The sequence below is a fragment of the Nonomuraea sp. NPDC049309 genome (assembly GCF_043196965.1).
GTDB lineage: Bacteria > Actinomycetota > Actinomycetes > Streptosporangiales > Streptosporangiaceae > Nonomuraea > Nonomuraea fastidiosa.
The window spans coordinates 277,780-304,741 of record NZ_JBICSH010000004.1; the positions used below are offsets into that span (position 1 = coordinate 277,780).

At 70.8% G+C, this 26,962-nt stretch carries 22 protein-coding genes; 9 read left to right on the forward strand and 13 right to left on the reverse strand.

Translation table 11 applies throughout. The features are described from left to right. Positions 1 to 24: 24 nt before the first annotated feature. From ACGFIM_RS26380 to ACGFIM_RS26395, 4 genes are all read right to left on the reverse strand, one after another. On the reverse strand, positions 25 to 1,077 hold the full coding sequence (locus tag ACGFIM_RS26380; protein ID WP_393204799.1) for a Gfo/Idh/MocA family oxidoreductase: 1,053 nt from the start codon (positions 1,075 to 1,077) through the stop codon (positions 25 to 27). A 45-nt stretch (positions 1,078 to 1,122) separates the two neighbouring features. Next, positions 1,123 to 2,022 (reverse strand): proteasome assembly chaperone family protein, encoded by a 900-nt coding sequence (locus ACGFIM_RS26385; protein WP_393204802.1) that lies wholly within the window; start codon positions 2,020 to 2,022, stop codon positions 1,123 to 1,125. 342 nt (positions 2,023 to 2,364) lie between these two features. Continuing rightward, entirely contained in the window at positions 2,365 to 3,381 is a 1,017-nt protein-coding gene (locus ACGFIM_RS26390; RefSeq protein WP_393204804.1) for a hypothetical protein, read from the reverse strand. Positions 3,382 to 3,524: 143 nt separating this feature from the next. Next, entirely contained in the window at positions 3,525 to 5,624 is a 2,100-nt protein-coding gene (locus ACGFIM_RS26395) for an ATP-binding protein (protein ID WP_393204807.1), read from the reverse strand. Between the two features lie 441 nt (positions 5,625 to 6,065). Here ACGFIM_RS26395 and ACGFIM_RS26400 point away from each other — a divergent pair, with 441 nt between their 5' ends. From ACGFIM_RS26400 to glpK, 3 genes are all read left to right on the forward strand, one after another. After that, positions 6,066 to 6,509: a GNAT family N-acetyltransferase gene (locus ACGFIM_RS26400; RefSeq protein WP_393205893.1), complete on the forward strand. Its 444-nt coding sequence runs from the start codon at positions 6,066 to 6,068 to the stop codon at positions 6,507 to 6,509. A 525-nt stretch (positions 6,510 to 7,034) separates the two neighbouring features. Continuing rightward, positions 7,035 to 7,841: an MIP/aquaporin family protein gene (locus ACGFIM_RS26405; protein WP_393204810.1), complete on the forward strand. Its 807-nt coding sequence runs from the start codon at positions 7,035 to 7,037 to the stop codon at positions 7,839 to 7,841. 9 nt (positions 7,842 to 7,850) lie between these two features. Continuing rightward, positions 7,851 to 9,362 carry a glycerol kinase GlpK gene (gene glpK / locus ACGFIM_RS26410; protein WP_393204813.1) on the forward strand — a complete coding sequence of 504 codons (1,512 nt, stop codon included), beginning with the start codon at positions 7,851 to 7,853 and terminating at the stop codon, positions 9,360 to 9,362. Between the two features lie 72 nt (positions 9,363 to 9,434). On the opposite strand, the gene ACGFIM_RS26415 is transcribed toward glpK, so the two are convergent. The 3 genes from ACGFIM_RS26415 to ACGFIM_RS26425 all read right to left on the reverse strand — a co-directional run bounded on the left by ACGFIM_RS26415 (position 9,435) and on the right by ACGFIM_RS26425 (position 13,556). Beyond that, a complete protein-coding gene (locus ACGFIM_RS26415) occupies positions 9,435 to 10,283 on the reverse strand; it encodes an ABC transporter permease (RefSeq protein ID WP_393204816.1) in 849 nt (282 codons plus the stop codon). Beyond that, a complete protein-coding gene (locus ACGFIM_RS26420) occupies positions 10,280 to 13,045 on the reverse strand; it encodes a CocE/NonD family hydrolase (RefSeq protein ID WP_393204819.1) in 2,766 nt (921 codons plus the stop codon). The genes ACGFIM_RS26415 and ACGFIM_RS26420 overlap by 4 nt, the downstream gene beginning before the upstream one ends. A 103-nt stretch (positions 13,046 to 13,148) precedes the next feature. After that, positions 13,149 to 13,556 (reverse strand): PaaI family thioesterase, encoded by a 408-nt coding sequence (locus tag ACGFIM_RS26425; protein WP_393204822.1) that lies wholly within the window; start codon positions 13,554 to 13,556, stop codon positions 13,149 to 13,151. Positions 13,557 to 13,772: 216 nt separating this feature from the next. Between ACGFIM_RS26425 and ACGFIM_RS26430 the strand changes: the two genes are divergently transcribed. Further along, positions 13,773 to 14,576, forward strand: coding sequence for a class I SAM-dependent methyltransferase (locus tag ACGFIM_RS26430; RefSeq protein ID WP_393204825.1), 804 nt, complete (start codon positions 13,773 to 13,775; stop codon positions 14,574 to 14,576). Between the two features lie 81 nt (positions 14,577 to 14,657). Next, a complete protein-coding gene (locus ACGFIM_RS26435; RefSeq protein WP_393204828.1) occupies positions 14,658 to 15,842 on the forward strand; it encodes a hypothetical protein in 1,185 nt (394 codons plus the stop codon). Positions 15,843 to 15,852: 10 nt separating this feature from the next. Here the strand turns inward: ACGFIM_RS26435 and ACGFIM_RS26440 are convergent, their stop codons facing one another. Together ACGFIM_RS26440 and ACGFIM_RS26445 are read right to left on the reverse strand one after the other, a co-directional pair. Beyond that, positions 15,853 to 16,887, reverse strand: coding sequence for a copper resistance D family protein (locus ACGFIM_RS26440; protein WP_393204831.1), 1,035 nt, complete (start codon positions 16,885 to 16,887; stop codon positions 15,853 to 15,855). Then, the gene (locus ACGFIM_RS26445) at positions 16,884 to 17,537 is read right to left on the reverse strand and encodes a copper resistance protein CopC (RefSeq protein ID WP_393204834.1); all 654 of its coding nucleotides are present in this window, start codon (positions 17,535 to 17,537) and stop codon (positions 16,884 to 16,886) included. Before ACGFIM_RS26445 ends, ACGFIM_RS26440 begins: the two co-directional genes overlap by 4 nt. A gap of 52 nt (positions 17,538 to 17,589) precedes the next feature. Here ACGFIM_RS26445 and ACGFIM_RS26450 point away from each other — a divergent pair, with 52 nt between their 5' ends. Continuing rightward, positions 17,590 to 18,360, forward strand: a complete 771-nt coding sequence (locus ACGFIM_RS26450) for a class I SAM-dependent methyltransferase (RefSeq protein WP_393204837.1) — start codon at positions 17,590 to 17,592, stop codon at positions 18,358 to 18,360. A 57-nt stretch (positions 18,361 to 18,417) separates the two neighbouring features. Here the strand turns inward: ACGFIM_RS26450 and ACGFIM_RS26455 are convergent, their stop codons facing one another. Together ACGFIM_RS26455 and ACGFIM_RS26460 are read right to left on the reverse strand one after the other, a co-directional pair. Beyond that, entirely contained in the window at positions 18,418 to 19,017 is a 600-nt protein-coding gene (locus tag ACGFIM_RS26455) for a TetR/AcrR family transcriptional regulator (protein WP_393204840.1), read from the reverse strand. Between the two features lie 162 nt (positions 19,018 to 19,179). Beyond that, the gene (locus ACGFIM_RS26460; RefSeq protein ID WP_393204843.1) at positions 19,180 to 20,520 is read right to left on the reverse strand and encodes an ATP-binding protein; all 1,341 of its coding nucleotides are present in this window, start codon (positions 20,518 to 20,520) and stop codon (positions 19,180 to 19,182) included. Between the two features lie 158 nt (positions 20,521 to 20,678). Between ACGFIM_RS26460 and ACGFIM_RS26465 the strand changes: the two genes are divergently transcribed. The 3 genes from ACGFIM_RS26465 to ACGFIM_RS26475 are packed head-to-tail and all read left to right on the forward strand — an operon-like array spanning position 20,679 to position 24,367. Beyond that, complete coding sequence (locus ACGFIM_RS26465; RefSeq protein WP_393204845.1) at positions 20,679 to 21,845, forward strand: acyl-CoA dehydrogenase family protein; 1,167 nt, start codon at positions 20,679 to 20,681, stop codon at positions 21,843 to 21,845. Then, positions 21,842 to 22,864 carry an acyl-CoA dehydrogenase family protein gene (locus ACGFIM_RS26470; protein ID WP_393204848.1) on the forward strand — a complete coding sequence of 341 codons (1,023 nt, stop codon included), beginning with the start codon at positions 21,842 to 21,844 and terminating at the stop codon, positions 22,862 to 22,864. Before ACGFIM_RS26465 ends, ACGFIM_RS26470 begins: the two co-directional genes overlap by 4 nt. Further along, positions 22,865 to 24,367, forward strand: a complete 1,503-nt coding sequence (locus tag ACGFIM_RS26475; protein ID WP_393204851.1) for an AMP-binding protein — start codon at positions 22,865 to 22,867, stop codon at positions 24,365 to 24,367. 307 nt (positions 24,368 to 24,674) lie between these two features. On the opposite strand, the gene ACGFIM_RS26480 is transcribed toward ACGFIM_RS26475, so the two are convergent. Together ACGFIM_RS26480 and ACGFIM_RS26485 are read right to left on the reverse strand one after the other, a co-directional pair. Next, positions 24,675 to 26,105: an Nramp family divalent metal transporter gene (locus ACGFIM_RS26480; RefSeq protein WP_393204854.1), complete on the reverse strand. Its 1,431-nt coding sequence runs from the start codon at positions 26,103 to 26,105 to the stop codon at positions 24,675 to 24,677. Positions 26,106 to 26,169: 64 nt separating this feature from the next. Then, on the reverse strand, positions 26,170 to 26,949 hold the full coding sequence (locus ACGFIM_RS26485) for a GNAT family N-acetyltransferase (protein ID WP_393204857.1): 780 nt from the start codon (positions 26,947 to 26,949) through the stop codon (positions 26,170 to 26,172). Between the last annotated feature and the right edge of the window lie 13 nt (positions 26,950 to 26,962).

The window sequence follows — 26,962 nt, forward strand, 5'->3', positions numbered from 1 at the left end:
CGTTTCTCGGCGGCGGGGCCGGGCTCAGTCCAGGGTCACGACGACGCCTTCTGAGGCCGAGCGACGGGCCGCCTCGATGACGGTCAGCGCCTCCACGGCGCTGCGCGGGTCCACCGGAGGCGCGCCGCCGTCGCGCAGCGCCGCCACCACCAGCCGGTAGAAGTCCAGGTACGCCCCCGGCTCCGTCCGCACGACGCGCCGCTCGGCGGCGGGCTGGTCCTCGGTGCCCAGCACGCCCCAGCGCTCCTCCACGTCCTCGCCGAAGCCCGGCGCATCGGGCGACATCCCGGCCCGCAGCCGCTCCTCCTGCACGTCCATGCCGTACTTGACGAAGCCGGACGCCGAGCCGAGCACCCGGAACCTGGGCCCGAACCTGGCGGCCATGGAGCTGGCCCACAGATGCGACCGCGCCCCGTTCGCATGCGTCAGCGCGATGAACGTGTCGTCGTCGGCCGCCACCCCTTCGCGCCGCACGTCGCTCTCGCAGTAGACCGCGCGTACCGGGCCGAGCAGCTGCAGCGCCTGGTCGATCAGGTGGCTGCCGAGGTCGTAGAGCAGCCCGGGAGCCTCGTCGGGGCCGCCGCTCTCGCGCCAGCCGCCCTTCGGCACCGGACGCCAGCGTTCGAAGCGCGACTCGAACCGCAGCACCCGGCCCAGCGCCCCCTCCTCGACCAGGTGGCGCACGGTGCGGAAGTCGCCGTCCCAGCGGCGGTTCTGGAACACGGTGAGCATGCGGCCGCGCTCCTCGGCCAGGCGGACCAGCTCGCGCCCCTCGTCGGCGGTCCTGGCCAGCGGTTTGTCCACGACCACCGGCAGGCCCTCGCCGAGCGCGGCCGCGGCCGTCGAAGCGTGGGTGCGGTTGGGGGAGGCGACCACGACGAGGTCGCAGCGGCCCCACAGCCCCTGGACGTCGTCCACGGCGGCGGCCCCGTACTTCGCGGCCACCTCGGCCCGGCGATCGGGGTTCCTGGTCACCACCGCGGCCAGGGACAGACCGGGGGTGGCGTGGATCAGCGGGGCGTGGAAATAAGCGCCCGCCGTGCCGTAGCCGACGAGGCCGACGCGGATCTCGCTCATCGGCCCAGGGTAACCGCCGCCCTCCCGCCCGCCCTGGAACGCCCGCTACTCCTCGTCACGCTCGGCCAGGAAACGCTCGAACTGGGCGGCCAGCTCGTCGCCGGTGGGCATCGGCGTGGCCTCCGCCAGCAGGTTCTCCTTCTGGGCGCCCGCGGCGAACGCGTCGTACTGCTGCTCGAGACCGATGATCGCGGTGGACAGCTCGGCGGAGGCCCGGATCTGCTCCTCGATCTCCGTCGTCGTACGCCGGGCCGCCTCGTGCAGCTTCTCCATCGGGAAGACCAGCCCCGTGCCGCGCGTCACCGCCTCGAGCGCCGTCACGGCGGCGGTCGGGTACTCGGCCTGCGACAGGTAGTGCGGCACGTGCACGGCGTAGCCCACGGCGTCGTGGCCCTTGGCGCCCAGCCGCAGCTCCAGAAGGGCCGCCACGCTGCCGGGCACCTGCACGCGGCCGAACACGCTGGCCTGCGAGGAGATCAGCTCCGGCCGGCTGGCGTGCGCGGTGACGCCGAGCGGCCTGGTGTGCGGCACGGCCATGGGGATGCCATGCATGGTCACCAGCTTGCTCACGTTCAGCCGCTCGACCAGCTCGCCCACGGCCTTGGCGAACAGCTCCCACTCCCGGTCGGGCTCCGGTCCGTTCATAATCAGGAACGGGGTGCCGGTCGCGTCCTCGGCGGCGTGCACGGCCAGCTCGGGACTCTCCCAGTCCACCCACCGGTCGGTGTCGAACGTCATGATGGGACGCCGCGACCGGTAGTCGAGCAGCCGGTCCACGTCGAACCTCGCCACGACCCGGTGCTCCAGCTCGGCCAGCAGGTGGCCCAGCGCGAGGCGTCCGGCACCGCCCGCGTCGACGAAGCCGTCGAAGTGGTACAGCAAGACCGGATCATGCAGCTCGGGCGCGTCGTCTGCGAGCTCGTAGAGATCCTTCGGGTCGAACACGGTTGGACAGCCTTTCCCTAGGTACTCTTCACCAGAACCTACGGCGGGACAGAACGATTCCGTGCACGGCACCCTATCGGGACGAACCGGTTGGTATGGACGAAGGACCCGAAGGCGTAGGCGTCTTGGGCGACGCCGATCTACCTGGTCAGAGCCGCCGGTATCGCGATCACGGTACGCGTATGCCGCGGGCGTGGTTCGGCCGACGGCGAAGGTGACACTTTGCTGGCCATCGTCGGTTCATGGCGATCACGCCCGCAGCGCCCATTGAGAGGGGCACCGACGCCATGCGGGTGTTCCCTGGCCGCGGGCGCCGCCCGCATGGTCGTCAGTGGGATCGAGCTAGTCGGCCAGCTCGCGATGGAAGCCGGTGACCTGGCCGCGCAGCACCGGATCGGCGAACCGGCGCGTCTCCTTGGCCCAGTCGAGGTAGCCGCGCATCCAGTTCTCGAGCCCCATCACGCAGCGGAGGGTGCCGCGCCGGCGGTTCTCGTCGGTGCCGAGTTCGTCGAAGGTGCGCTGGAGGTCGGCCTTGGCCGCTTCGAAGACGCGTATGCGCTCGGAGATCTTGTCGTTGACCATTTCCACGGCGACCTGCAGAGGGCAGTTCAGGGCTTTCCAATACACGATGACGAGATTGTGGAATTCCCCTTGCATCAGCTCGCGCCTTAAGCCGATCAGGTCGTTGGTGCAGACGACGACGTGACCTGCCTCGTGGACGAGCGTGCGGTACGCGGTCGAGGCGCGGATGTCGTCGGGCACCTCGAACTGCTCGGCGAGTTCGATGATGTCGAACGAGGGCGGGACGTAGGCGATGTTGAGCTTGTGCTCGACGTAACTGTCGGGGTCGGGGACCTCGCCCCTTGTCCGGTTATCGACCTCCCACTGGGCGGTTTCGAAGCAGTCCTGGAGATGGGTCGCGAAACGGTGCCACCACTGTGCGCTGGCGTGCAGGAGCATGCGCTCACGGATATCGGCCAGCCCGTGGAGTATCGGGCCCGCGGAGGCGTGCAGCGGCTCGCCGTCCAGCACGGCACGGAACTTGTCCGCCATGCGCCGTGCCAGGTCGGGATCCGAGCCCACCTCGGCCAGCTCGAACTGGTCGTCGTAGACGTGGAACCAGCTGTTGAGGTCGGCGGCCAGCGCCAGGGCCGGCACCGACGCCTCCGGGTAGAGCCGGGCGACGAGCCGGGAGTACGACTCCCCTGCGAAGCGTGCGGCAGCGGTCTCGTCAGCGACGAGTTTCAGCCGTCGAGCCCAGGAGATGGTGTGCTCCGCTGCGATGGCCTCAAAGGGGTTGATCCTTGAAGGATATGGGATGGAAGGGGTGGGTAGCGATACGTGCGGCATTTCGGGCATAGGTGCGCAGCCTCCCCGTGGGAACAGTGGCAAATGGCCCTTGTTGGGGCAGATGTCGTTCCCGTGGGCCTACCCGACGCCGAATTTTCCCAATCATTTGGGTAATTACGGGTAAGGATGAGGAAGGTTATGGACTGGACGATTTAGCTGTCATATGGATCCTCTTGTGTGGCTGCGACCGCTTGGTCCAGATCGAGCGCTGCGCCCGCCTCGAATGCCAATTTGTAACGGTCCTCGCCGAGCAGCCTCTTGCACTCTTTGACACATCTGTCGTGGTCTGCCGTGAGGAACGGGGCGCCGAGCATGGGCAGGCCGGAGGCGCGCCAGTTCTGGTGCAGCGCGCCGAGCACCATCGCGGCCCGCTCCGCCTGACCCTGAGACGAATAGATCTTCGCGATCGTCTCGAGTGTCATGAGCGTGCCGACGGTGTCGTGGAAGTAGCGCTTGATGCGCAGCGCCTCCTGGGCGGTCGCCAGCGCCTCGTCCAGCCGGTTCATCGCCATCATCGGCAGCGACAACGCCCAGTGCGCGTACGAGCTCACCCACAGCTCCCCGCGCTCGCGGCAGACCTGCAGGCAGTCCCGCAACAGCGACTCGGCCTCGTTGAGGTCCCCTTGCTCGGTGAGCACGATGGACAGCTCCACGATGGCGGGGAGCAGGCCAGGGTTGAGCTCCTTATTGTCGGTGTTGAACTCGATCGCCACGCCGAGCAGGGCGCTCGCCTTCTGCAGGTCGCCCTGCAGCATCGCCGCCGTGCCCTGCATCTTGGAACCGAGGATCACGGCGCGGGAGTCGCCCACCTGGACGGCCTCGACGCTGCATGCCTCCGCCGTCTCCCGTGCGCCCACGCTGTCGCCCTGGGCGCTGCGCACGTACGACAGCACCCATAGCGCCTTGCACCGCTCCTTGCTGGGCGTCGGATTGGCCTCAAGGGCGCGTTCGAGGTAGAGGCGGCCTTCGCGGGCGAAGCCGCAGCACACCCACATGAACCACAGCGACGACAGCAAAGTGAGCGCGAGCGGCTCCTTGCCCGGCGTGGACAGCGCGTGCTCCAGCGCGAGGCGGATGTTGTCGTGCTCCTGCCGCATGCGGACGAACCAGTAGATCTGCCGCGGCCCCGACCAGGCGTCCTCGCTGCGCTGCGCCAGGCTCAGGTAGTACTCCAGGTGGCGCTGGCGCAGCTGCTGGGTCTGGCCCAGCTTCTCCAGCCACTCCTCGCCGTACTCGGCCAGCGTGTCGATCAGCTTGTAGCGCACGCCCGCGTGGTTGCTCCTGATGAGCAGGATCGACTTCTCCACCAGGCCCGTCACCAGGTCGGTGATGTCCTCCGACGGCAGCCGGCCGTCGGAGCAGACGAAACGGGCCGCCTCCAGCTCGAAGTCGCCGGCGAACACCGACAGCCGCGCCCACAGCAGCCGCTCGGCGGGCTCGCACAGCTCGTGGCTCCAGCCGATCGCCGCGCGCAGCGTCTGATGCCGCGGCAGCGCCGTACGGCTCGCGCCCGCCAGCAGGCTGAACCGGTCGGCCAGTAAAGCGAGGATCTGCTCGACCGACAGCGCGCGCAGCCGCACCGCCGCCAGCTCGATCGCGAGCGGGATGCCGTCGAGCCTGCGGCACAGCTCCGCCACCGCGCCGATGTTCTCCTCGTCCAGCACGAAGTCGGGCATGCTCGCGCTCGCGCGGGCCGCGAACAGCTGCACCGACTCGTTGGTGAACAGGCTCTCCGCCGGGTCGTCGCCCGGCACCTGCAGTGGCGGCACCGGCACGACGTGCTCGTACGGCAGGTGCAGCGACTGGCGGCTGGTGGCCAGCACCTTCAGGTTGGGCGCCGCCTCCAGCAGCTCGTGCACCAGCTCGGCGCAGCCCTGCACCAGGTGCTCGCACGTGTCGATGATGAGCAGCATGTCGCGCTCGCCCACCCACTCCGACAGCGACTCCGACTCCGCCCGCGAGGACTGGTCGGCGATGCCGAGCGCCGAGGCGATCGTGTGCTTGACCATGCCCGCGTCCTGCAACCGGGCGAGGTCGGCGAACCACACGCCATCGGGGTACTGGGCGCGCACCTGGTGCGCCAAGCGCAGCACCGTGCGCGACTTGCCCACACCTCCGATGCCGGTCACGGTCACCAAGCGTGACTCGCTGAGGTGCCGTTTGAGGTTGGCGAGGAGACGTGTCCTGCCGATGAAGCTGGTCAGCTCCGCCGGTAGATTGCCTTCTCGCCGCCAGCCTGTCGGGGTGGCCATGAGCAGCCTCACGGGGGGATCGGCGACACCTGCCTACGCATCGTACCGCTGACCTCGCGAACTGTCCTTGATCCCGACGACACATCGGGGATGGGTTTGTACGCCTCGGTAGCATGTACGTCGTGAAGGATTTCCTACCCGAGCAGACCTTGGACGACACCGACATCGGCTGGGGCGACTGGCGCGAGGCCGACGACGACTCCTTCTACCTGGAGAACCGGCCCCCGCACTGGGACTGACCGGGTGACCTCCGCCGACCGCGCTCCCGGGGCCGACCGGCCGGGCTCCGGTGATCACGTGTACGAGGCCGACCGGCCGGGCTCTGGCCACCGCGTGTCCGGAACCGGACAGGTGCGCACCGACGGCTCCGTGTTCAGGGACGACCGGCCGGGCTCCGGCGGCCGCGTGTCCGGAACCGGCCAAGAGCGCTCCGGCGACTGGGTGCTGCGCTCCGCCAGGCCCGCCGACTACGACGCCATCGCCGCCGTGGTCGACGACTGGTGGGGCCGGCCGGTACGCGCCTCGCTGCCCCGGCTCTTCCTCGACCACTTCCACGCCACCAGCCTCATCGCCGAACGCCCCGGCTCCGGCGACCTGGCCGGCTTCCTCATCGGGTTCCCGTCGCCGTCGCTGCCCGGCGAGGCGTACATCCACTTCGTCGGCGTCCACCCCGAGGCCCGGCGGAGCGGCCTGGCACGCACCCTGTACGAGAGCTTCTTCGCCCTCGCCCGCGACCACGGGCGGCGGGTCGTCCGCGCGATCACCGCGCCCGCCAACACGGCGTCCATCGCCTTCCACCGCAGGATGGGCTTCACCGTCTCCGGCCCGGTGCCCGGCTACAACGGCCCCGGCACCAGCCTGATCACCTTCACCCGCCCCCTCTGACGGTTCCCCCGCCCACGTCCATCGTCCACCCGCCGCGCCGCCCGGCGAGAAGAGCCGGGGGTTACGGCAGGGCGTCGTACGGCGGGGAGCGTCGTGCTCGCCTGGGCCACGACAGGGCGCCGTGCGCCGGGCGAACGTGGTGCTCGCGGGAGGCGTCGCGCGGCGGGGTGACCGTGCCTGCCTGACTGCCCGAACCGGCAGCGCCGACGCGGACCCTTCGCCCCCGCGCACCGGGCAGACGGGGAAACCGTCGAGCGCCCCACGCCAGAGGGGGACTTCGCCGGATGCCCCACATCAGACGGAAAACCACCGCAAACCCCATGCCAGACGGGGAAACCACCGCATACTCCACGTCAGACGGGCGATCCGCCGAGTCAGGCGGAAATCCGCCGGCTACCCCACGTACGGACAACGCGGCGACCCCGGACACCGGACGACAATCACTTTGCGCAACTTATCCACCACTTTCCGTATGCGTTGATCGTTGATCGGGAAAGTCCTCGATCACGGCAAGGAGGTGGTTCGGTGGCGCATATCCTCACCCGGCGGAAGCTGACCGGCGAGCTCATCGCGGAGTTCCTCGGCACGATGGTGCTCATCCTGTTCGGCTGCGGCGTCGTCGCGCAGGTCATCGCCGCCGAGCTGGGCGACCACGACAGCATCGCGTGGGCCTGGGGCATCGGCGTGACGCTCGGCGTGTACGTCGCGGGCCGGACCACGGGAGCCCACATCAACCCGGCCGTGACCTTGGGGTTCGCCCTGTTCAGGGGGTTCCCGTGGCCGAAGGTGCTGCCGTACGCGCTCGCGCAGACGCTCGGCGCGTTCGTCGCCGCGCTCATCGTGCGCTGGAACTACAGCGAAGTGCTGGCCATGGCCGACCCCGGACACACGATCAAGACCCAGATCGTCTTCTCCACCCTGCCCGGCAATGGCACCCTGCCGGTGTCCATGTGGGGCGGGCTGCGCGACCAGGTCATCGGCACCGCCATCTTGCTGTTCGTCGTCTTCGCGCTCTCCGACGTGCTCAACATGGCGCCGGGAGCGAACATGGGGCCGTTCCTCATCGGCCTGCTCGTCGTCGGCATCGGCATGTCGTTCGGCACCGACGCCGGATACGCCATCAACCCCGCCCGTGACTTCGGCCCCCGCCTGGCCAGCTGGCTCACCGGCTACGACGGGGCCTGGCGAGATCAGTACGGGGACCCGTACTGGTGGGTCCCCATCGTCGGCCCGCTGGTCGGCGGAGCGCTCGGCACGGCCCTCTACCAGCTGTGCATCGCCCGTTTCCTGCCGCAGGGCGAGGATCGCGACACCGTCAAGCCGTCAGATTGAGAGTGAGCCATGCCTGATTTCGTCGGCGCGGTGGATCAGGGCACCACCAGCACCCGCTTCATGATCTTCGATCACAACGGCGCCGAGTACGCCAAGTACCAGCTCGAACACGAGCAGATCCTGCCCCAGGCCGGCTGGGTCGAGCACAACCCCATCGAGATCTGGGAGAGGACCGCGGCCGTCATCCAGACCACCCTCCAGCGCGCCGGCCTGCATTTCGACGACCTGGCCGCGCTCGGCGTCACCAACCAGCGGGAGACCACCGTGGTGTGGAACCCGCGTACCGGCCGCCCTTACTGCAACGCCATCGTCTGGCAGGACACCCGCACCGACCGCATCGCCGCCGCGCTCGAAAGCGACGGCCGCGGGCAGGTCATCCGCGACAAGACGGGGCTGCGGCCGGACGCGTACTTCTCCGGCGGCAAGATCCAGTGGATCCTCGAGAACGTGGACGGCGTCCGCGAGGCCGTCGACCGCGGCGAGGCCGTCTTCGGCAACACCGACACCTGGACCCTGTGGAACCTCACGGGCGGCGTCAACGGCGGCGTGCACATCACCGACGTCACCAACGCCAGCCGCACCATGCTGATGGATCTCGACACGCTCGACTGGGACGACGAGCTGCTGTCGTTCTTCGGCATTCCACGCCGGATGCTGCCCGAGATCCGCCCCTCCTCCGACCCCGCCACCTACGGCGTCACCTTCCAGCACGGCCCGCTCGGCGGCGAAGTACCCATCACCGCCATACTCGGCGACCAGCAGGCCGCCACCGTCGGCCAGGTCTGCTTCGCGCCCGGCGAGGCCAAGAACACCTACGGCACCGGCAACTTCCTGCTGCTCAACACCGGCACCTCCCGCGTACGCTCGGAAAGCGGCCTGCTCACCACCGTCGCCTACAAGTTCGGCGACCAGCCCGCCGTCTACGCGCTCGAAGGCTCCATCGCCGTGACGGGCTCCGCCGTGCAGTGGCTGCGCGACCAGCTGCACATCATCACCTCCGCCCCGCAGAGCGAGACGCTGGCGCGGCAGGTGCCCGACAACGGCGGCGTGTACTTCGTGCCGGCCTTCTCCGGGCTGTTCGCGCCGTACTGGCGGGCCGACGCGCGCGGCGCCATCGTCGGCCTGTCCCGCTTCAACACCGACGCCCACATCGCCCGCGCGACCCTGGAGGCCATCTGCTACCAGACCCGCGACGTGGTCGAGGCGATGCAGCGCGACTCCGGGGTGGTCCTGGACGTCCTCAGGGTGGACGGCGGCGTCACCGCCAACGACCTGTGCATGCAGCTCCAGGCCGACATCCTCGGCGTCCCCGTCAGCCGCCCCACGGTCTCCGAGACGACCGCCCTGGGCGCCGCGTACGCGGCCGGCCTCGCCGTCGGCTACTGGCGGGACACCGACGAACTCCGTACCCACTGGGCGGAGGACCGCCGCTGGGAGCCGACGTGGACGGAGGAACAGCGCGAACAGGGCTACGCCGGCTGGAAAAAGGCCGTGACGAAGTCCTTCGGCTGGCTCGGCTGACGGAGGTAGGGCCGATCACGTTGCCCGGCCGGCCCACCTGGCAAGGGCTGGGCCGGCTCACGGCGTCCGGTGTCAGCTCACGACGTCCTTCGTGCGGAAGCGGCGGAAGGCGATCGCGATCAGGATGGCCGCGTACGTGATCGACACCGATGCGCCCTTGGCCATGCCGCTCCAGTCGAGCTCCGGCGCCAGCGCATCGAGCCAGGCGTTGTTCCAGAACGTCGGCAGGAACTCGCGCAGCGACCCCAGCGCCTCGACCGCCTGCAGGATCGTGCACACGATCCACAGTCCGACCGCCCCGCCCACGGCGCCGAGCGGGGAGTCGGTCATGGTGGACAGCAGGAACGCCAGGGCGGCCACCACGAGCTGGCTGACCAGGGCGTACCCGATCACGATGCCGAACCGGGGCAGGACGTCGAGCGCCGGTATGACCTCACCGGTGCCGGGCACCTGGATGTCGTCCCAGCCGAACGCCAGCGTGCCGGCGATCAGCGCCATCAGCGGCAGGCAGATCACCGCGGCGGCCGCGTAGCCGAGCGCGACGATCAGCTTCTGGCGCAGCAGCCGGTCGCGGGGGATCGGCGCGGCCAGCAGGTAGCGCAGCGACGACCAGTTGGCCTCGCTGGCCACGGTGTCGCCGCAGAACAGCGCCACCGCCACCACCAGCAGGAAGTTGGCGGAGACCGACAGGGCGAAGGCGGTGAAGTTGAGGCCGCTTTCGGTGGCGAGGTCGGAGATGCGCAGCGACGCCTGCCCCTGCCCGCTCGACTGCGGCCCGAACTGAAACGCGATCACCAGGATCCACGGCAGCGCGAGCAGCAGCCCGAACATGCCGATGGTGCGCCGCCGCTTGAACTGCCTGACGATCTCGACCCGCAGCGGCAGCGTGCGGCGGGGCGCGTAACCGGTCGCGGCGGTCATGACTTGTCTCCGATGAGGTCGAGGAACACGTCTTCCAGGCGCGGCCCGTGCCCGTTGCCGGTCGCGGCCGAGCTGAGCAGCCGCGACACGGGGCCGGTCGAGACCAGCCGACCGCGCCGCATCACCACGACGTGGCTACAGCTCTGCTCGACCTCCGCCAGCAGGTGGCTGGAGACGATCACGGTACGGCCGTCGCGCGCGTAGCGCTTGAGCACCTCCCGCATCTCGCGGATCTGGGGTGGGTCGAGCCCGTTGGTGGGTTCGTCGAGCACGAGCAGGTCGGGCAGGCCGAGCATCGCCTGGGCGATGGCGAGGCGCTGCCGCATGCCCTGCGAGTAGGTGCGTACGGCCCGCTCCAGCGCCTTGCCGAGCCCGGCGATCTCCAGGGCCTCGTCGAAGTGGGCGTCGGCGACGGGCCTGCCGGTGGCCGCCCAGTAGAGCTCGATGTTGTCGCGGCCGGACAGGTGGGGCAGGAAGCCGGGACCTTCGACGAACGAACCCAGCCTGGACAGCACGGGCGCGCCCGGCGTCACGCGCTCGCCGAAGATGCGGATCTCCCCGGCGTCGGGCTGGATGAGGCCCATCATCATCCGCATCGTGGTCGTCTTGCCCGCGCCGTTGGGGCCGAGCAGGCCCAGCACCTGGCCCTTCTCGACGCGGAACGACAGGTCGTCGACGGCCAGCTCACCGTTGCGGTACGCCTTGGTCAGCCCGCTGATCTCCAGCGGCACCTCAGAAGCGCCCGCCTGATGGTAGGCGGCGGTGTCACCGGAGCCGGCGGCCTCGTGCGCCTTGTCGTGCACCTTGTCGTGCACCTTGTCGTGTGCCTGCTCGCCGTCGCCGTTCACGACGACCACGCGCTCGGAGGACGAGCCGTTCTGGCCGGCCGTCGCCGTGGCGTCCGCGCCGATGGTGGTGCTCACCGTGCCGGGTGCCGGGTCCGTGGCGGCGGGCCGGGCGCTCTTGCCGGTGGGGGCGGGGCGGCGGCGGGATGAGGTGCGGCCCGTCGCCAGGATGACGGCGGCCACCACCACGGCGGCCAGCGGCATCGCCCACACCCACCAGGCGACCCCGGTCGGCGCGGCGGCCAGCGTGCGGACGGTGGGGATCGTCACCGTGGGGGCGGCCAGCTCGACCTGGTAGGCGGCCGGCCGGTCCGGCGTCGCGTAGCCCATGTCGGTCGTCGTCACGACCAGGCGCAGGCGGTGGCCGACGGCGAAGCGGTGGTCGACGGCCGGCAGCGTGACCGTCGCCTCGGCGCTGTCCGAGCCCTCGGGGATGGAGATCCGGAACGGCGCCACCAGCCCGGCGGGCAGCGTGGGCGGCTGGGCGGCGTCGGCGACGTCGTACAGCTTGGCGAACAGCGTCACATCGCCCGAGCCCCGCACCCTGACCTTGACCGCCGGGCTGCCGGTGAGCTGGAGCGGGGCGGTGAGCGGCTGAGACTCGAAGGCGGCGCTCTGGCCCGGCATGTCGATGGACACGCCGCCGCCCTGTCCGCCCAGCAGGCCTCCGATGCCGGGAACGCTGGAGATGGAGGCGGGCGAGCCGCCCGGCGGGTTGACGATGTTCTGGGCGGGGCCCGCGAGCCGGACCGCGGTGGTGTCGGTGCCGGTCAGGCCGGGGTAGGAGCCGGCCTCGGGATGGAGGAGGATGCGCTGGCGGGTGCCGGGGTCGCGCCCGCCGTCACGGGTCACGGTGAACGCGCTCACCGGCGGCGCGGAGTCGCCGGAGCCCTCGCCCTTGAGGTAGCGGGCGAACCAGGCCGTGGTCTGCTCGAACAGCCAGTCGGCCTCGCCGTTGCCGCCGTCGTGGCCGCCGTCGAACCAGGCGATGCTCACCGGCGTGCCGGCGCTCGCGATGGCGTTGGCGTTGGCGTCGGCGTGGCTGATCGGGAACAGCGAGTCGCGCTGCCCCTGAAGAAGCAGGGTCGGGGCCTTGATCTGCCCGGCCACCGTGATGGGGCTGGACTTGCGCAGCAGCTCCACCGCCTCGGGCGTGGCCCGGCCGTCGGTGGCGACCTTCTGGTAGACGTCACAGATCTCGGGCAGGAACCGGCCGCAGCGCGCCTGCTCGGGCGTCAGCGGCGCGGCGGCCTCGCGGCGGCCGAGCAGCGACGCGGCGTCGAGCGAGACGCCCTGGCCGAAGAAGATGCCGGCCCACATGCGCTTGAAGACCCCGTCGGTCCCGCCGGCCTGCCCCTGCCCGGCGGCGTTGGGGAACAGCGCGTCCGCCAGGTCGGACCAGGTGATCTGCGGGACGATCGCGTCGACGCGCGTGTCGTAGGCCGCCGTCATCAGCGCGATGGCGCCGCCGTAGGAGCCGCCCGCGATGCCCACGCGCGGGTCGCCCGCCGCGTCGAGCTGCACGTCGGGCCGCTCGGCGAGCCAGTCGATGAGCTGCTTGACGTCTTTGACCTCGTAGTCGGGCGAGTTGAGCGCGATCTGGCCGCCGGATCGGCCGAAGCCGCGCGCCGACCACGTGAGCACGCCGTAGCCCTGCTGGGCGAGGCGGATCGCCTGGTCGCGCATGCTCTGCTTGCTGCCGCCGAACCCGTGGGCGAGCATGACGACGGGAGCCTTCCCGCCGCCGGGCGGAGGAAAGAACGTCGTGTCGAGCTGGACCCGCTGGTCGTCAGCCGGTCCGTCGACGACGGTTATCTGCTGGTCCTGGCCCCGCACGTGGGGCGCCGACGGCCATACGAGCCATGTCGCCACCCCAATGAGGGCGAGTGCCACTACCAGAGCGGCCACACGCTTCATGTGGTGAGCCTACTTTCCGCACCTGAGAGATCCCTGAGACGGCGGCCGCACGGGCGCACGCCGAGGGACGAAACAGCAGATCAGGGGGTCTTCGCGACGGATGTCACGCCAGGAGCGCGTAGACCGTCGTCGCCTGGGCGGCGATCTCCGGACGGCCGTCGGGGCGCATGGTGACGTCGGCGAAGGCCAGCGTGCGCCCCAGCTTGGTCAGGCGCACGTCGACCAGCAGGTCCGTGCCGGCCACCGGCCGCTGGAACGTGGTGGACTGCTGCACGGTCGTCATCGGCACGAACCCGCCGCGCGCCGCCGAGATCGCGACGACCGTGGCCGTGTCGGCGGCGGCCATCATGGCCTGGCCGCACAGCCCGCCGCCCTCTCTGGCCAGGTCGCCGGACCAGGGGAGACGCACGATCGCGTGGCGCTCGCCGACCTCCTCCACGCGCAACCCGAGCTGACGGATCCAGGGGGCGAAGTAGTCCTGGAGGATCGCCTCTGCTTCTTCTGAAGTCACGCGGTCATCATGCACGCTGGACGGGACCGGCGGGCCGCCTCGCGCCCGACCTGTGGACAAGCGGCACCGCCCCTGCCCCGACCGCTTCGGCAGCGCCCGTACCCTCACGACCACGTGAGCTTCGGTCTCGGTGCGCACCTGGACCGCGCCCAGCTCCGCGCGGCCGCGCCGAAAATGCGGCGACTCGCCGCACCCCGGCCTCCTACCATCGGGCCTGTGACCGACTACCTGAGCATCAACAGGGACAACTGGAACGCGCGCGTCGACATCCACGTGGCCAGCGACTTCTACGACGTCGAGGGTTTCATGAAGGGGCGCAACGCGCTGCGCGCGTTCGAGATCGAGGAGGTGGGCGAGGTCGCCGGGCGCAGCCTGGTGCACCTGCAGTGCCACTTCGGCCTCGACACGCTCTCGTGGGCCAGGCTGGGCGCGCAGGTGACCGGTCTCGACTTCTCCGAGCCCGCGATCGAGCACGCCCGGCGCATCGCCGCGGAGTGCGGCATCCCGGCGAGGTTCGTCACGGCCGACGTGTACGACGCCCCCGAGGCGCTCGGCACCACGTACGACATCGTCTACACCGGCACCGGCGCTCTCGTCTGGCTGCCCGACGTCGGCCGCTGGGCCGAGACCGTCGCCAAGCTGCTGAAGCCCGGCGGATTCCTCTATCTCGCCGAGTTCCACCCGATCACGGAGGTGTTCGACGACGAGACCGGCACCGCCGTCACGTACGACTACTTCGACAAAGGGCCCCACATCTGGTCGGACCCGCACACCTACACCGGCGGCGTGCACGAGAGCCCGACGTCGGTGCAGTTCAGGCACGGCCTGGGCGAGATCGTCACGGCCCTCGCGAACGCCGGTCTGCGCCTTGAGTTCCTGCACGAGCACGAGTACACGCTGTTCCGCCGCTACCACGCGCTCACCGAGCGCGACGGCGCCTACCGGACGCCGGAGGGCAAGCCGAGGGTGCCGCTGATGTTCTCGCTGCGCGCCTGCGCACCCCCGGCGGCAGGGCGCTGATCTCGTACGTCGTTCGCTCAAGCGGCCCGAAATCCTCGGCCGGTCACGGCTTTTCGGACGCCTGACCGTAAGATTTCCGCCGTGAAGTCTCCAGCATCGCTCAAGAAGGCAGCCGCCTGGGCCGCGCCCTACTGGACCCGCGGCGAGGCGGGCCGCGACACACCGCACGACCTGTTCCGGGTGCTCTACTTCGGCTGGCTGGTGGCGCTCACGCTCAAGCTGCTCGGTTCGGCCTGGGACGTCTCCTGGCACTTCAAGTGGCTGCGCGACGACCTGGCGCCCCCGCACCTGCTCAACTCCGTCGGCACCGCCCTCGTCGTCGCCCTGACCGTGATCCACGGCTACACCGGCTACGGCGTGGACAAGGCGGCGCTCAGGCTCATCCAGTGGGGCACCGGCGTCTTCCTCGTCGCGGTGCCCCTCGACCTGATCAACCACCGCATCAACGGGCTCGACATCACCTCGTGGAGCCCGTCCCACATGATGCTGTACGCGGGGACGTTCCTCATGATCGCGGGCGTGATCCGCGGCTGGTACAGGGGAGCCCCGCCCGGCCGCGAGCGGACGGTCGTGCTGGGCGCGTTCTTCGCGTTCTTCCTGGAGAACGTGCACTTCCCCGAGCAGCATCAGGAGTACGGCGTGCTCTCGCTCGGCGCGTGGGACAACGGCGCGACCTACGCCGAGCCGATCCTGCTGCAGTTCGCCGCCGACCAGATGCAGCGGCCGGTCGACCGGGAGATGATGGCCGGGTTCACGCTGCCCGTGCCCGACTACGTCTACCCGGTCTACGCGGTGATCGCCGGGCTTGCGGTGCTGGTGCTGGCCAGGCGGCTGATCGGCCGCTTCGGGGCCGCCACGCTCGTCGCGGCGGCCTACGTCGGGTTCAGGACCGTCATCTGGCCGCTGCTGACCTTCACCGGCTTCCCGCCTTCGGCCATCCCGTTCTTCCTGATCGCGGCCGGGCTGCTGGTGGACGTGGCGTTCCTGGTGCGGTGGCCGTACGTGCGGGCGGTGCTGGGGGCGGCGATCGCGACGGCCGCCGCGTACGGCGCGCTGGCCGTGCAGAGCGCGGCCATGGGCTCCGTCTACGGCGCGATCAAGGGCCAGGAGGGGCTGCTCGGTGCGCCCCCGCTCGCCACGTCGTCGGCGGTGTGGGCCGGGATCGGCCTGCTCGTCGCCTGGCTCGCGATCGAGGCCGTCATGAGCCGGCGGAACGTGCCCGCCGGCTCCCCGGCCCCGGTGGTGGCGGCGCCCGCCACCACCTGAGCGGCGGCGGTCAGGCGATCGAGGAGCGGGTGATCGCCACCGCCACCCCGTACGCCAGGCCCATCACGCTCACCTCGGCCACCGTCCACCCGATCAGGGCGGTGGCCTGTCCTTTCCTGATGGCCGGCAGCAGCCGGAACCGGATGTGCGCGGCCAGCGGCACCAGCAGCGCCACCAGCGCCGCCTTGGCCACCACCAGCAGCCCGTAGTCGCTGGTCACGATCGCTTCCGGCAGGGTGACGCCGGGCGTGAGCGCCATCGTGCCGAGGCCCGTGATCAGCCCCGACAGCGAGACCAGCAGCAGGCAGATGGTGGCGATCTTGGAGAACTTGGGCAGCGCCAGGGCCAGCAGGTCGTGGTGGCGGGCGAGGAACGCGACCGTGACGATCAGGCCGCCCGTCCACGCCGCCGCGCCCATCACGTGGACCTCCATCGAGATCATGATGGGGTCGTGCCAGATCGAGTTCACCGCGTGGCCGGTGACCGGGATCGGCAGCAGCCCGAACAGCGCCACGATGATCCGCAGCTCCACCGGCACCTTCTCGCCGAACCGCACCGCCATCAGCCCGATCCCGGCCGCCGCCAGCGCGCACGCGGCACTGAACAGCAGGCCCTGCCCCGTGCCGACGCTGTCGACGTAGTCGGCGATCATCCCGAACGTCGGCACGACCCCGGGGTTCAGCTCGGCGGTCTGGAAGACGATGGTGAGCAGCGCGCAGATCGCCCACGCCCACGCGGCCGTCACGGCCAGCGGGCGCACCCGCTGCAGCACCGGCTCGGTACGCTCCGGCGCGTCGAAGCCGAGCAGCTTGGGCAGCAGGCTGAGCCCGACCAGGGCCACGGCGGCGATGTCGAGCAGCGCCCGCACGACGGGCAGGCCGATCGCCACGACGGGGCCCGGCATGGGGATGCCCGGCACGGACTCCTGCGCGGTCAGCGAGCTGGCCGCCACGGCGGCGGCGACCGCGCACACCCCGAACGCGCCGGCCGGCAGCCGCCCGCCGGTCCCGCGCGTCTGCGGCAGCGGGGGAGCAGCGACACTCACGCCTGCGCCCCCTCGCCGGAACGCCCACCGGTCCCAGCCCCGGCCCCTGCGCCGCTTCCTGCGCCCGCGTCGCTGTCGCCTGCGGTGCCTGCCGCGGGGGCTGCGGGCGCCGCGGGTGCGGCGGGGGCCGAGCGGCGTAGCGCGACGACGGTGCCTATGGCGAGCACGACCAGCGCCCCCAGCACCCACACCACGGCCATCCCGGCGCCGCCGTTGGCGGCCGCCTCGGCGGCGGCCGCGTCGGAGCCGGGCTCCTGCGCGGCGGGCTGCGTGGCGGGCGCGGCGGCGCCTCCGGCCGTCACGGTGAACCCGATCTTCCCGGTGACCGGGTGCCCGTCGGCCGACAGGATGCGGTAGCCGACCGTGTACGACCCGGCGGGCAACGGCTTGACCTGCACGGTGACGCGTTCAGCCGCGACGACGGCGGCGCCGTCAGCCCACGAGCCGCCGTCGGCGGACGTGACGCCCACCTGCGCGTACCCCTGACGCACCGCCTGGTCGAACACCAGCGTGACCCGTTCTGGAGGGGCGGAGAGCGTGGCCCCGTCCTTGGGATCGCTGCTGATCAGCACGTTGTGCGCCCGCGCCGGCGACCAGAGCAGCCCGGTCGCGGCGACGGCGAGCAGCAGGACCGTGAGTAGCCGCCTCACAGATCGCAACCTTCCATCGAACCTCGTCATGAACCCGTATATGGTCCCATCCATGGCGGACCTGTTCGGCGGCGCGGCCCCCTACTACGCGCGATACCGCTTCCGCCACCCGGAGCCGGCGATCGAGCATCTGGCGGCGGCGTTCGGGGCGGACAGCACGGTGCTCGACCTCGGCTGCGGCCCGGGCACGGTCGCGATCCCGCTGGCCGGGCGGGTGCGCGAGGTCCTGGCCGTCGATCCCGACGAGGGCATGCTGGCGGAGGGCAGGCGCCTGGCGGCGCGGTCGCCGAACGTGCGCTGGATCGCCGGCGACTCCGAGCGGCTGCGGGAGCTGCCCGCGTTCGACCACGTGGTGATGGGACGGTCGTTCCACTGGATGGACCGGCGGGCGGTGCTCGCCGAGCTGGACGCGCTGCTGCCGCCGGGCGGCGTGGTGGCGCTGGTGGGACCGGCGGTGGACCAGCCCGAGCTGCCGTGGGAGCCGGTGATGTGCCGCGTGCGGGACGCGTTCGGGATCAACACGTTCACGGCGCGCAACAGCTATCAGGCGACCGGCGTGCCGCACGAGGCCGTGCTCGCGGCATCGCCGTTCAACGTGCTCGGCAGGGCGCGATTCGAGCAGCGGCTGACGTACGACGTGGCGGCCGTGGTCGGCCTGCAGCTGTCGTACTCCTACACCGCGCCCGCCCGCCTCGGCGACCGGGCCGGCGCCTTCACCGAGGCGGCCAGGCAGGCGTTGCTCGCGGACCGGCCGTCCGGCACGTGGGAGGTGACGACGGTCACCGAGGTGCTGACGGCGCGGCGTCCGCCCAGATCCCCATGAGTCTCGGTCGAGATCAGCGGGGCTCGTGGTGGACGTACACCGGAACGCGGGGGAGGGTCACAGGTTTTCCGCGGACACCCCCAGCTCCATCGCCGCCGCCGTACGGATGAGCACGTTGACCCGGCGCCGTGACAGCACCTTGGGATGCAGGTGCGTCTGCACCGCCAGCCCGTCGATCAGGGCGAACAGCCGCCACGTGGTCGCGTCGGGGTCCTCGCACTCGAAGTCGCCGCTGGCCACGCCCGCCTCGATGATCGTGCGCATCAGCGTGCGGCCCCTGGCGTCGATGCGCCGCGAGATCTCCTCGAGCTCGCTGCTGCGCATGGCCTCGGACCAGGCGTCGATCCACAGCCGCCAGCCCTCCGTGGGGATCGCCGGCGAGCAGAGCCTGAGCAGGGAGCGCAAGCGTTCCAGTGGCGTGCCCGAGGAGCGCTCGACATCGGCGAGCGCGTCCAGATGCACGCGCGCGGCATAGCCGAATGCCTGCGCGAACAGCCGCTCCTTGGTCTCGAAGTGGTAGAAGAGCAGGGCCTGGCTGACTCCGGCGGCCCTGGCGATGTCCAGGGTCCTGGTGTGGCCGAAACCTTGCTCCGCGATCACCTCGCAGGCCGTCTTCAGCAAATCCTCGCGCCGTAATCGGCTGAAACCAGTTGTCACAGCGAGTAACTCTAACTTCTGATCACTAGTATTTATAGGACAAAACGGGCGTCAGTCCTTCTGGTTATGTGAAGCCCCGGCATGTCTCAGATGTCCCGTTCATCGCGATCATGGTAGCCATCGCACTAGAACGACTTTCGGTGGGGGTCGCAACAAATTCCGTCAGGCGTTACTTCTTGGCATTCTGAGTACGAAACGGGCGCCCCTGTCGGAGTCCTCGATGCGCAGCGTCCCGTGGTGCTTCTCGGCGATCTCCCGCGCGATCGGCAGGCCGAGGCCCGTGCCTCCGGCGTCCCGGTTGCGGGCCGCGTCCAGGCGCAGGAAGCGCCGGAACACCCGCTCGCGGTCCTCGGGTGCGATGCCCGCGCCGTCGTCGAGCACCTCCATCACCGCCTGCCCGCCCTCTGCCCGCACGGTGACGGTGATCGTGCTCTCGGCGTGCCGCTCGGCATTGTCCAGCAGGTTCGTCAGCAGGCGCGCCAGCCGGTGCCGGTCGCCGGTGACCACCACGCCCGGCTGCAGCGAGGTAGCCACCTGCTTCGAGCGCGGCCTCGCGGTCTCGGCGGCGACCAGCTCGCCCAGGTCCACCGGCTCCAGGGCGCCGGGCTCGCCCGCGTCCAGCCGGGCCAGCGTGAGCAGGTCGCCGACGATGCGCTGCAGCCGCTCGAGGCTCGCCAGCAGCTTCGACGCGGTCTCGCGCCAGTCGTTGTCGTCGGGGTCGAGCAGCGCCATCTCCAGCTCGGTCCGCATGGCCGTGATCGGGCTGCGCAGGTCGTGCGAGGCGTCGGAGACGAAGCGGCGCTGCTGGTCGAGCGCGGCCTCCAGGCGTTCGAGCGTCCGGTTCGCGGTCACGGCCAGACCCCTGATCTCGTCGGCGGTCTCCGGTACGGGCAGCCGCAGCGAGCCGTCGCCCGCGGTGATCTCGGCCAGCCGCTCGGTGAGGTCCTGGACGGGGGCCAGCGTCCGCGCCACCACCCGCGAGACGCCGAACCAGGTCAGCGCCACCAGCGTCACCGTGAACAGGAGGAGGAACGCGATCGCGGCCGGGCTGATGTACCAGGGAGGCAGCGGGCCGAAGGCGTAGACGAGCCAGTCGCCCCCCTTCTCGTACACGCGGAAGGCCACCAGGACTTCGCAGCGGTCGCCGAACTCGGGCCGGTCGCAGATCGTGGCGACGCGGGTGGCCTGGTCGCGCGCGGGGACGATCTGGCTCAGGCGCGGCGATCCGGCCAGGTTCGGCGTCGATGAGACCACCCGCCCGGCGGCGTCCACCACCTGGAGCCCGTCGAGGTCCATCGTGGTCACGCGGGGCAGCCGGTCGTCCTTGATGAGGTGCACCACCCGCAGCGCGCTGCTGAGGACCTCGCGGGTCCTGATGTCCACGATCGTGCTGCGCGTCGCCCAGAGCAGCAGCGCCGCCACGCCGGCGCAGAGCAGTGCCATGGCCGCGGCGGCGAGCGTCGCCAGCTGCGTGCGTATGGACCGGCCCGGCCGTGTGATCACTCCCATCCCCCTGGAGGTCAGGGGACCACATCAGGCGGCGTCGCCTCGAATCACCGGAGATTCCATGACGAATCCGGCGGGCAGGCACTAGAGCAATGCTCTATGCGTGCCGTGGCGAGCTGATTAGAGTAAGTGAGCACTGATGCCAAGGAGTCGATGTGAACCTTGCTGAGTATCGGCGTGCGGCCCGCCAGTGGCTGCAGGAGAACGCACCGTCCGGCGGCCACCCGGAAGCGGAGGCCATCCCCCGCGCCAAGGAGTTCATGGCCAAGCTGTACGACGCCGGCTACTCCGGCATCAGCTGGCCCAAGGAGTGGGGCGGACAGGGCCTGACCCAGGCGGAGGAGCGGGCCTTCGCCGAGGAGGCCCGCGACTTCGCCCTGCCCACCTATGTCTTCTCGATCGGCCTCGGCATGACCGGGCCCACGATCCTCGACCGCGGCAGCGACGCCCAGCGCGCGCGGTTCATCCGCCCGCTGCTGCGCGGCGAGGAGATCTGGTGCCAGCTCTTCTCCGAGCCGGGCGCCGGCAGCGACGTGGCCGGCCTGCAGACCAGGGCCGTACGCGACGGCGACCACTGGGTCGTCGACGGCCAGAAGGTGTGGACGTCCGTCGCCCGGTACGCCGACTGGGGCCTGCTGCTCGCCCGCACCGACGTGGAGCAGCCCAAGCACAGGGGCCTGACCATGTTCGCGGTGGACATGCACCACCCGGGCGTGACCGTCAGGCCGCTGAAGGACATGTCGGGCCGGGCCAACTTCAACGAGGTCTTCTTCGAAGCCGTCACGATCCCCGACGAGCACCGCATCGGCGAGGTCAACGACGGCTGGAGCGTCGCCGTCACGACGCTGCTGCACGAGCGGCTGTCGATCTCGGCGGGCGTCGGCATGAGCGGGCAGAAGGAGGACCCCACCGCGCTCGAGGCGCTGCGCCACCAGGTCGACACCTCCGACCCGCTGGTCCGCGACGAGCTCGTCGAGCTGCACATCCGCAGCCGCGCCCTGGAGCTGTTCAACGAGCGGCTGGCCCAGGAGACCAAGGCGGGGGTCTTCCCCGGCGCCCGCGGCAGCGCCGCCAAGCTGCTGCTCGCCGAGCTGACCCAGTTCCGTGCCGACCTCGCCACCCGGCTCGCCGGCCCCGAGGCCGCGCTGGCCGGCCACCCCCTGGCCCGCGCGATCTCCATGGCGCCCGGCATGGCGCTGGGCGGCGGCACCAACGAGATCATGCGCAACATCATCGGTGACCGCGTGCTCGGCCTGCCGCCGGAGCCGCGCGTCGACAAGAACGTGCCGTTCAAGGACCTGAAGGTGGGGACGCAGGGGTGAAGCTCGTACTCAGCGCCGAACAGCAGGAGCTGCGCGCGGCCGTACGCGCCTTCCTCAGCGCCGCATCGCCGGTGTCCAAGGCCCGCGAGGGCTACGACCCGCAGGTGTACGCGCGGCTGAGCGGCGAGCTCGGCCTGCCCGGCCTGATCGTCCCCGAGGAGTACGGCGGCGCCGGCGCCGGGCTCACCGAGCTGGCCGTCGCGCTGGAGGAGACCGGCGCGGCCCTGCTGCCGGGACCGTTCCTCGCCACCGCGTTCGCCGCCATCACGCTGCGCCAGGTGCCCGACAAGGAACTGCTCACCGGCATCGCCGAGGGCCGCATCGCCGCCACCGTGCACCCGAGCGAGGTCGCCTACGACGGCTCCGCCGCCACCGGCCGGCTCGGCCAGGTGCTCTCCGGCATGGAGGCGGACGTGCTCGTCGTGCCCGCCTCCGGCCCGGACGGCCTCGTGCTGCTGGCCGTCGAGCTGGCCGGGCCCGGCGTGAGCAGGAGCCCGCTGGAGACGCTCGACATCACCCGCGGCCAGGCCGAGGTGGTGCTCGACGGCGCCCCCGCCCGGCTGCTCGGGCCCGCCCCCGAGACGGGGATCTTCGACCGGATGTGCGTGGCGCTGGCCGCCGAGCAGCTCGGCGTGATGCGCGCCGCGCTCGACGCCATCGTGGCCTACGCCAAGATCCGGGTCGCGTTCGGCCGCTACATCGGCTCCTACCAGGGCGTCAAGCACAAGCTCGCCGACATGCACGCCAAGCTCGAACAGGCCGAGTCGATCGTCAGGTACGCCGCGTGGGCCGCCGACGAGTCGCCCGCCGACCTGCCCGAGGCCGCCGCGCTCGCCCAGGCGTACGTCGGCCGCGCCTGCTTCGAGGTGGCCCGCGACCACCTGCTGCTGCACGGCGGCATCGGCTACACCTGGGAGCACGACGCCCACCTGTTCTACAAGCGGGCCAAGGCCGACGAGGTGCTGCTCGGCCCGCCCCGGATCCACCGCGCCAGGCTCGCAGAACTACTGGAGCTCTAGATGGACATCAGCGGGCTGCCCGGCTTCTACGCCATCGCCGCCGCCGACCCCGGCCGCCTCGCCGTGATCGACGCCGACGGCACGCGGACCACGTACGGCGACCTGCTCGCCCGCGTCAACCAGGTCTCGCACGGCCTGCGCGAGCGCGGCCTCGCCACCGGCGACGTCGCCGCGGGCGTCCTGCCCAACGGCATCGACGCCCTGATCATGGTCATGGCGACCGCCCAGATCGGGCTCTACTACGTGCCGATCAACTGGCACCTGACCGCCACGGAGATCGCGTACATCCTCAAAGACTGCGACGCCAAGGTCGTCGTCACCGGGCCCGAGCACGCCGTGCCCGGCGGCGAGATCGGCACCGGTGGGCTCGCCGAAGGGCAGTCCACCGCCGCGCCGGACGGCCGCACCGCCGGAGCCGTCATGTGGTACACCTCCGGCACCACCGGCTTCCCCAAAGGCGTGCAGCGCCCGCTGCCCGGCAAGGAGCCCGAGGCGACGCTGCCGCTGCACATCTGGTTCATCGGCGAGGTCGTCGACCTCAAGCCGGGCGACGCGCGCCACCTGGTCACCTCGCCGATGTACCACTCGGCGCCCTGCGCGCACGCCCAGCTCGCGCTGCATCTCGGGCACACCGTGGTCATCGCGCCCCGCTTCGACCCGGCAGGGACCCTGAAACTGATCGAACGCCACCGCATCGAGAACGCGATGATGGTGCCGACCATGTTCCACCGCATGCTGCAGCTGCCCGGCGAGGTCAAGGCCCGATACGACCTGTCCAGCCTGCGGCAGGTCGTCCACACCGCCGCCGCCTGTCCCGTGGCGGTCAAGAAGCAGATCATGGAGTGGTGGGGGCCGGTCCTGTACGAGTACTACGGCTCCACCGAGTCCTCCATCGCCTTCGCCGTCAAACCCCACGAGTGGCTGGCCCGCCCCGGCACCGTCGGGCGGCCGGTGCCGACGTTCGAGGCGAAGATCTGCGACGAGTCCGGCGACGAGCTGCCGCCCGGCGAGCCCGGCCTGGTGTACGTCAAGTCCGGCATCGGCACGTTCGAATACCGCAAGGACCCGGCCAAGACGGCCGCCACCAAGCTGGGGGAGCGGGGGGAGTGGTACACCCCCGGCGACATCGGCTACCTCGACGAGGACGGCTACCTGTTCCTGTGCGACCGGCGTACCGACATGATCGTCTCAGGCGGCGTGAACATCTACCCCGCCGAGATCGAGGCGGCGCTGCTCGAACACCCCGCGGTGGCCGACGTGGCCGTCATCGGAGCGCCCGACGAGGAGTGGGGGCACAACGTGGTCGCCCTCGTCCAGCCCGCCCCGGGCGTCGAGGCGGGGCCCGCGCTGACGGCCGAGCTGCTGGAGCACTGCGGGCCGCGCATCGCCAGGTTCAAGCACCCGAAGGTGATCGAGTATCGCGAGGCGCTGCCGCGGACGCCGACAGGGAAGCTGTCGCGCTCGAAGGTGCGCGAGGACTACCTGGCCTCCCGATCCCCCTGACCGGGGCCTGTCACTCGGCATCTCCACGACGGTCTCCACCCCGGCGACGGCCCGCTCGGCGTACGCGCCCCCGCCGGGCGGCTGCACGGCCACCCGCCTGCCCAGCCATCCGGCGTCCACCCCGTCGCCCGCGGGCACGACCCGCCCGGCCACCCCGGTGCCCGGCCCACCTGGAGCACCTGGGGCCGCCGTACTTCGTCACTTCTACGACTCGCATGCGGCGAGTCTGCTGCCTCGATCTCGCTTGAGGTCAACCGCCGGCGTGCGCGGCGGCCGTTCGCCGCGCACGCCGCGGGTCGAGCAGCCGTCAGCCGAACAGGCTCTGCGCCTGCTGGAAGGCCACGATCACGGTCAGCGTGCCGAAGAACAGCACCGACCAGATCAGCGCGCCCAGCCGGTACGAGCGCACCTTGAGCGCCTCGGGCAGCGCCTTGCGGTTGAGGATGATCAGCAGGATCGAGTACACGAACATCATCACGGCCGCGAAGCACGCCGAGAACACCAGCAGGATCAGCGGCTGGTCCAGGCCCGCCAGCAGGATCACGGTGCCGAACAGCGCCAGCGCCCACACCACGATGAAGTAGACGCGGTTGACGGAGATCGGCTTGTCGCGCAGGTAGACGGTCTTGATCGTGTCGGAGGCCAGCCGCGAGGTGTAGTCGACGATGCCCATCGCCGAGGCGAACAGCGCCAGCGCGCCGATCACCCAGAACAGGATGCCGAACCACGGCCCGACGACGTCCTGCAGCACCTCGCCCTCGGCCTGCAGGAACGCGATGCTGTTCTCCAGCCCCGGCTTACCGAACACCGTCGAGTACGCCAGCATCGACATGAGCGCGATCGTCGCGAACGACACGACCGCGAACGTCCACGCCTGCTCCACGTTCGCAAAGCGCCACCAGTTCTTCCAGCGCGCCAGGTTCTCCTTGGTCGGCGCGAACTGGAAGCCGGTCGACGAGACCGCTTCCTCCTGACCGGTGACCGGGCTGACCAGGCGCGGCACGTACAGGCCCATGCCGAAGCCCTTGTCGCGGATCCAGTTGCTCTGGCACAGGTTCTGGCCGCCGCCCGCGCCCGCGTACGCGATGGCGCCCATGAGCACGGCGAAGTCCAGCGGCGGCACCGGGAACCGGGCGTCCACCGTCAGGCCCCGGCCGAGCTGCACCCAGCTCTCGGCGTTGATCGCGACCACGATGCCCACCACGATCAGCGTCGCGACCAGGGCGATCTTCACGAAGATCACCTTTTCCAGCGCCGTGTAGATCACCGGCGCCAGCGTCAGCCCGAGCGCGATCACGATCAGCATGGCGATCGCGATGTAGCGCACCGAGCCCTCACCCGTGCCGGTCAGGTACGTCACCATCGTCGCGGACGTGGTCACCCAGCCCGGCCAGAGGTTCGAGCACAACGTCATGATCACGAAGACCAGGCCCCAGTGCTTCCACATCCGGCTGAATCCGGTCAGCGCCGTCTCGCCGGTGGCCAGCGTGTAGCGCTCGATCTCCATGTTGAGGAACCACTGGGTGATGATGCCGATCGCGGCACCCCAGATGAAGACGAGACCGACCTGGGAGGCGATGTACGGCCACAGGATGAACTCGCCCGACGCCAGCCCGACACCGGCGCCCACCAGGCCGGGGCCGATGATGCGCCAGGTGGAGCGCGGCGGTTCGGGAAGGTCGCGGACTTCGACGGTGGGCAGGACTCGCGAAGGAACGGTGGGAGTGAATTCCGACATGCGGATCTCCTTGTTCGGCATTCCTGCCGTCACATTACAGAGGCATATAACGGCTGTGGAATACCTAAGTAATCGACACGACATATTCTCCGCGAGTGGTGAAACCCACCACAAGTCCCCCCTGGGCCATGGCCCCGCCCAGCGCCTCCCGCATCGCCCGCCGCCACGCGCGGGCCGCGTACGCGTTGTCCCGGCGCAGCCGCTCGATGTCGCGCGGCGTACCGACGAGGAGGGTGCCGCTCCGCGGGGGCGTTCCGGGCTCGAGCACCGGCTCCCCGTTGGGGCCCTCCCACAGCCGCACGGCCGCCTCCCTCGGCTCGTGCTCCGTCTCCACGTCTTCCGTGAGGTGCCAGACCGCCATGAGCCGGTCCGACTCGTCCCCCTCGTTGATCGCATCGGCCATCACACCGTAGAAGTCCGGCAGGTACTCCTCGGGGCGGGCGCCCAGCTTCACCAGGTTGAAGTACGCGTTCCTGCGTACGAGGGGGTCGAACGTCCATGTGATCCGCTCCAGCCCCCGCTCCAGGCACCACCACCGCTGGTGCGCCTTGAGCGCGTACCCGATGCCCCGCCCCACCACGGCGCCCGTCACATGCGAGTGCAGCGCCCGCCCCGCCGCCCGGAAGCCGACGGACGCCCCCACCAGCTCGTCACCCGCGTACGCGCCCGCCACATAGTTGCCGGTGTGCGCGAACCCCGCCATCAGCTCCACCGTCGCCGGCACGTTCGTCGGCCCCGGCCGCCAGATCTCGTCGAAGAGCCGGTAGACCTGCTCGAACTCGCCGATCTCGCGCAGCTCCCTGACCACCACCCCGGCCCTGGCCGCCGCCTCTTCGTGCTCCATGCCTTCATTTACG

Coding starts and splice junctions, on each gene's coding strand:
- ACGFIM_RS26475 (WP_393204851.1), top strand. CDS start 22,865: ATGGACATCAGCGGGCTGCCCGGCTTCTACGCCATCGCCGCCGCCGAC.
- ACGFIM_RS26380 (WP_393204799.1), bottom strand. CDS start 1,077: ATGAGCGAGATCCGCGTCGGCCTCGTCGGCTACGGCACGGCGGGCGCT.
- glpK (WP_393204813.1), top strand. CDS start 7,851: ATGCCTGATTTCGTCGGCGCGGTGGATCAGGGCACCACCAGCACCCGC.
- ACGFIM_RS26390 (WP_393204804.1), bottom strand. CDS start 3,381: ATGCCCGAAATGCCGCACGTATCGCTACCCACCCCTTCCATCCCATAT.
- ACGFIM_RS26480 (WP_393204854.1), bottom strand. CDS start 26,105: ATGTCGGAATTCACTCCCACCGTTCCTTCGCGAGTCCTGCCCACCGTC.
- ACGFIM_RS26450 (WP_393204837.1), top strand. CDS start 17,590: ATGGCGGACCTGTTCGGCGGCGCGGCCCCCTACTACGCGCGATACCGC.
- ACGFIM_RS26420 (WP_393204819.1), bottom strand. CDS start 13,045: ATGAAGCGTGTGGCCGCTCTGGTAGTGGCACTCGCCCTCATTGGGGTG.
- ACGFIM_RS26485 (WP_393204857.1), bottom strand. CDS start 26,949: ATGGAGCACGAAGAGGCGGCGGCCAGGGCCGGGGTGGTGGTCAGGGAG.
- ACGFIM_RS26395 (WP_393204807.1), bottom strand. CDS start 5,624: ATGGCCACCCCGACAGGCTGGCGGCGAGAAGGCAATCTACCGGCGGAG.
- ACGFIM_RS26415 (WP_393204816.1), bottom strand. CDS start 10,283: ATGACCGCCGCGACCGGTTACGCGCCCCGCCGCACGCTGCCGCTGCGG.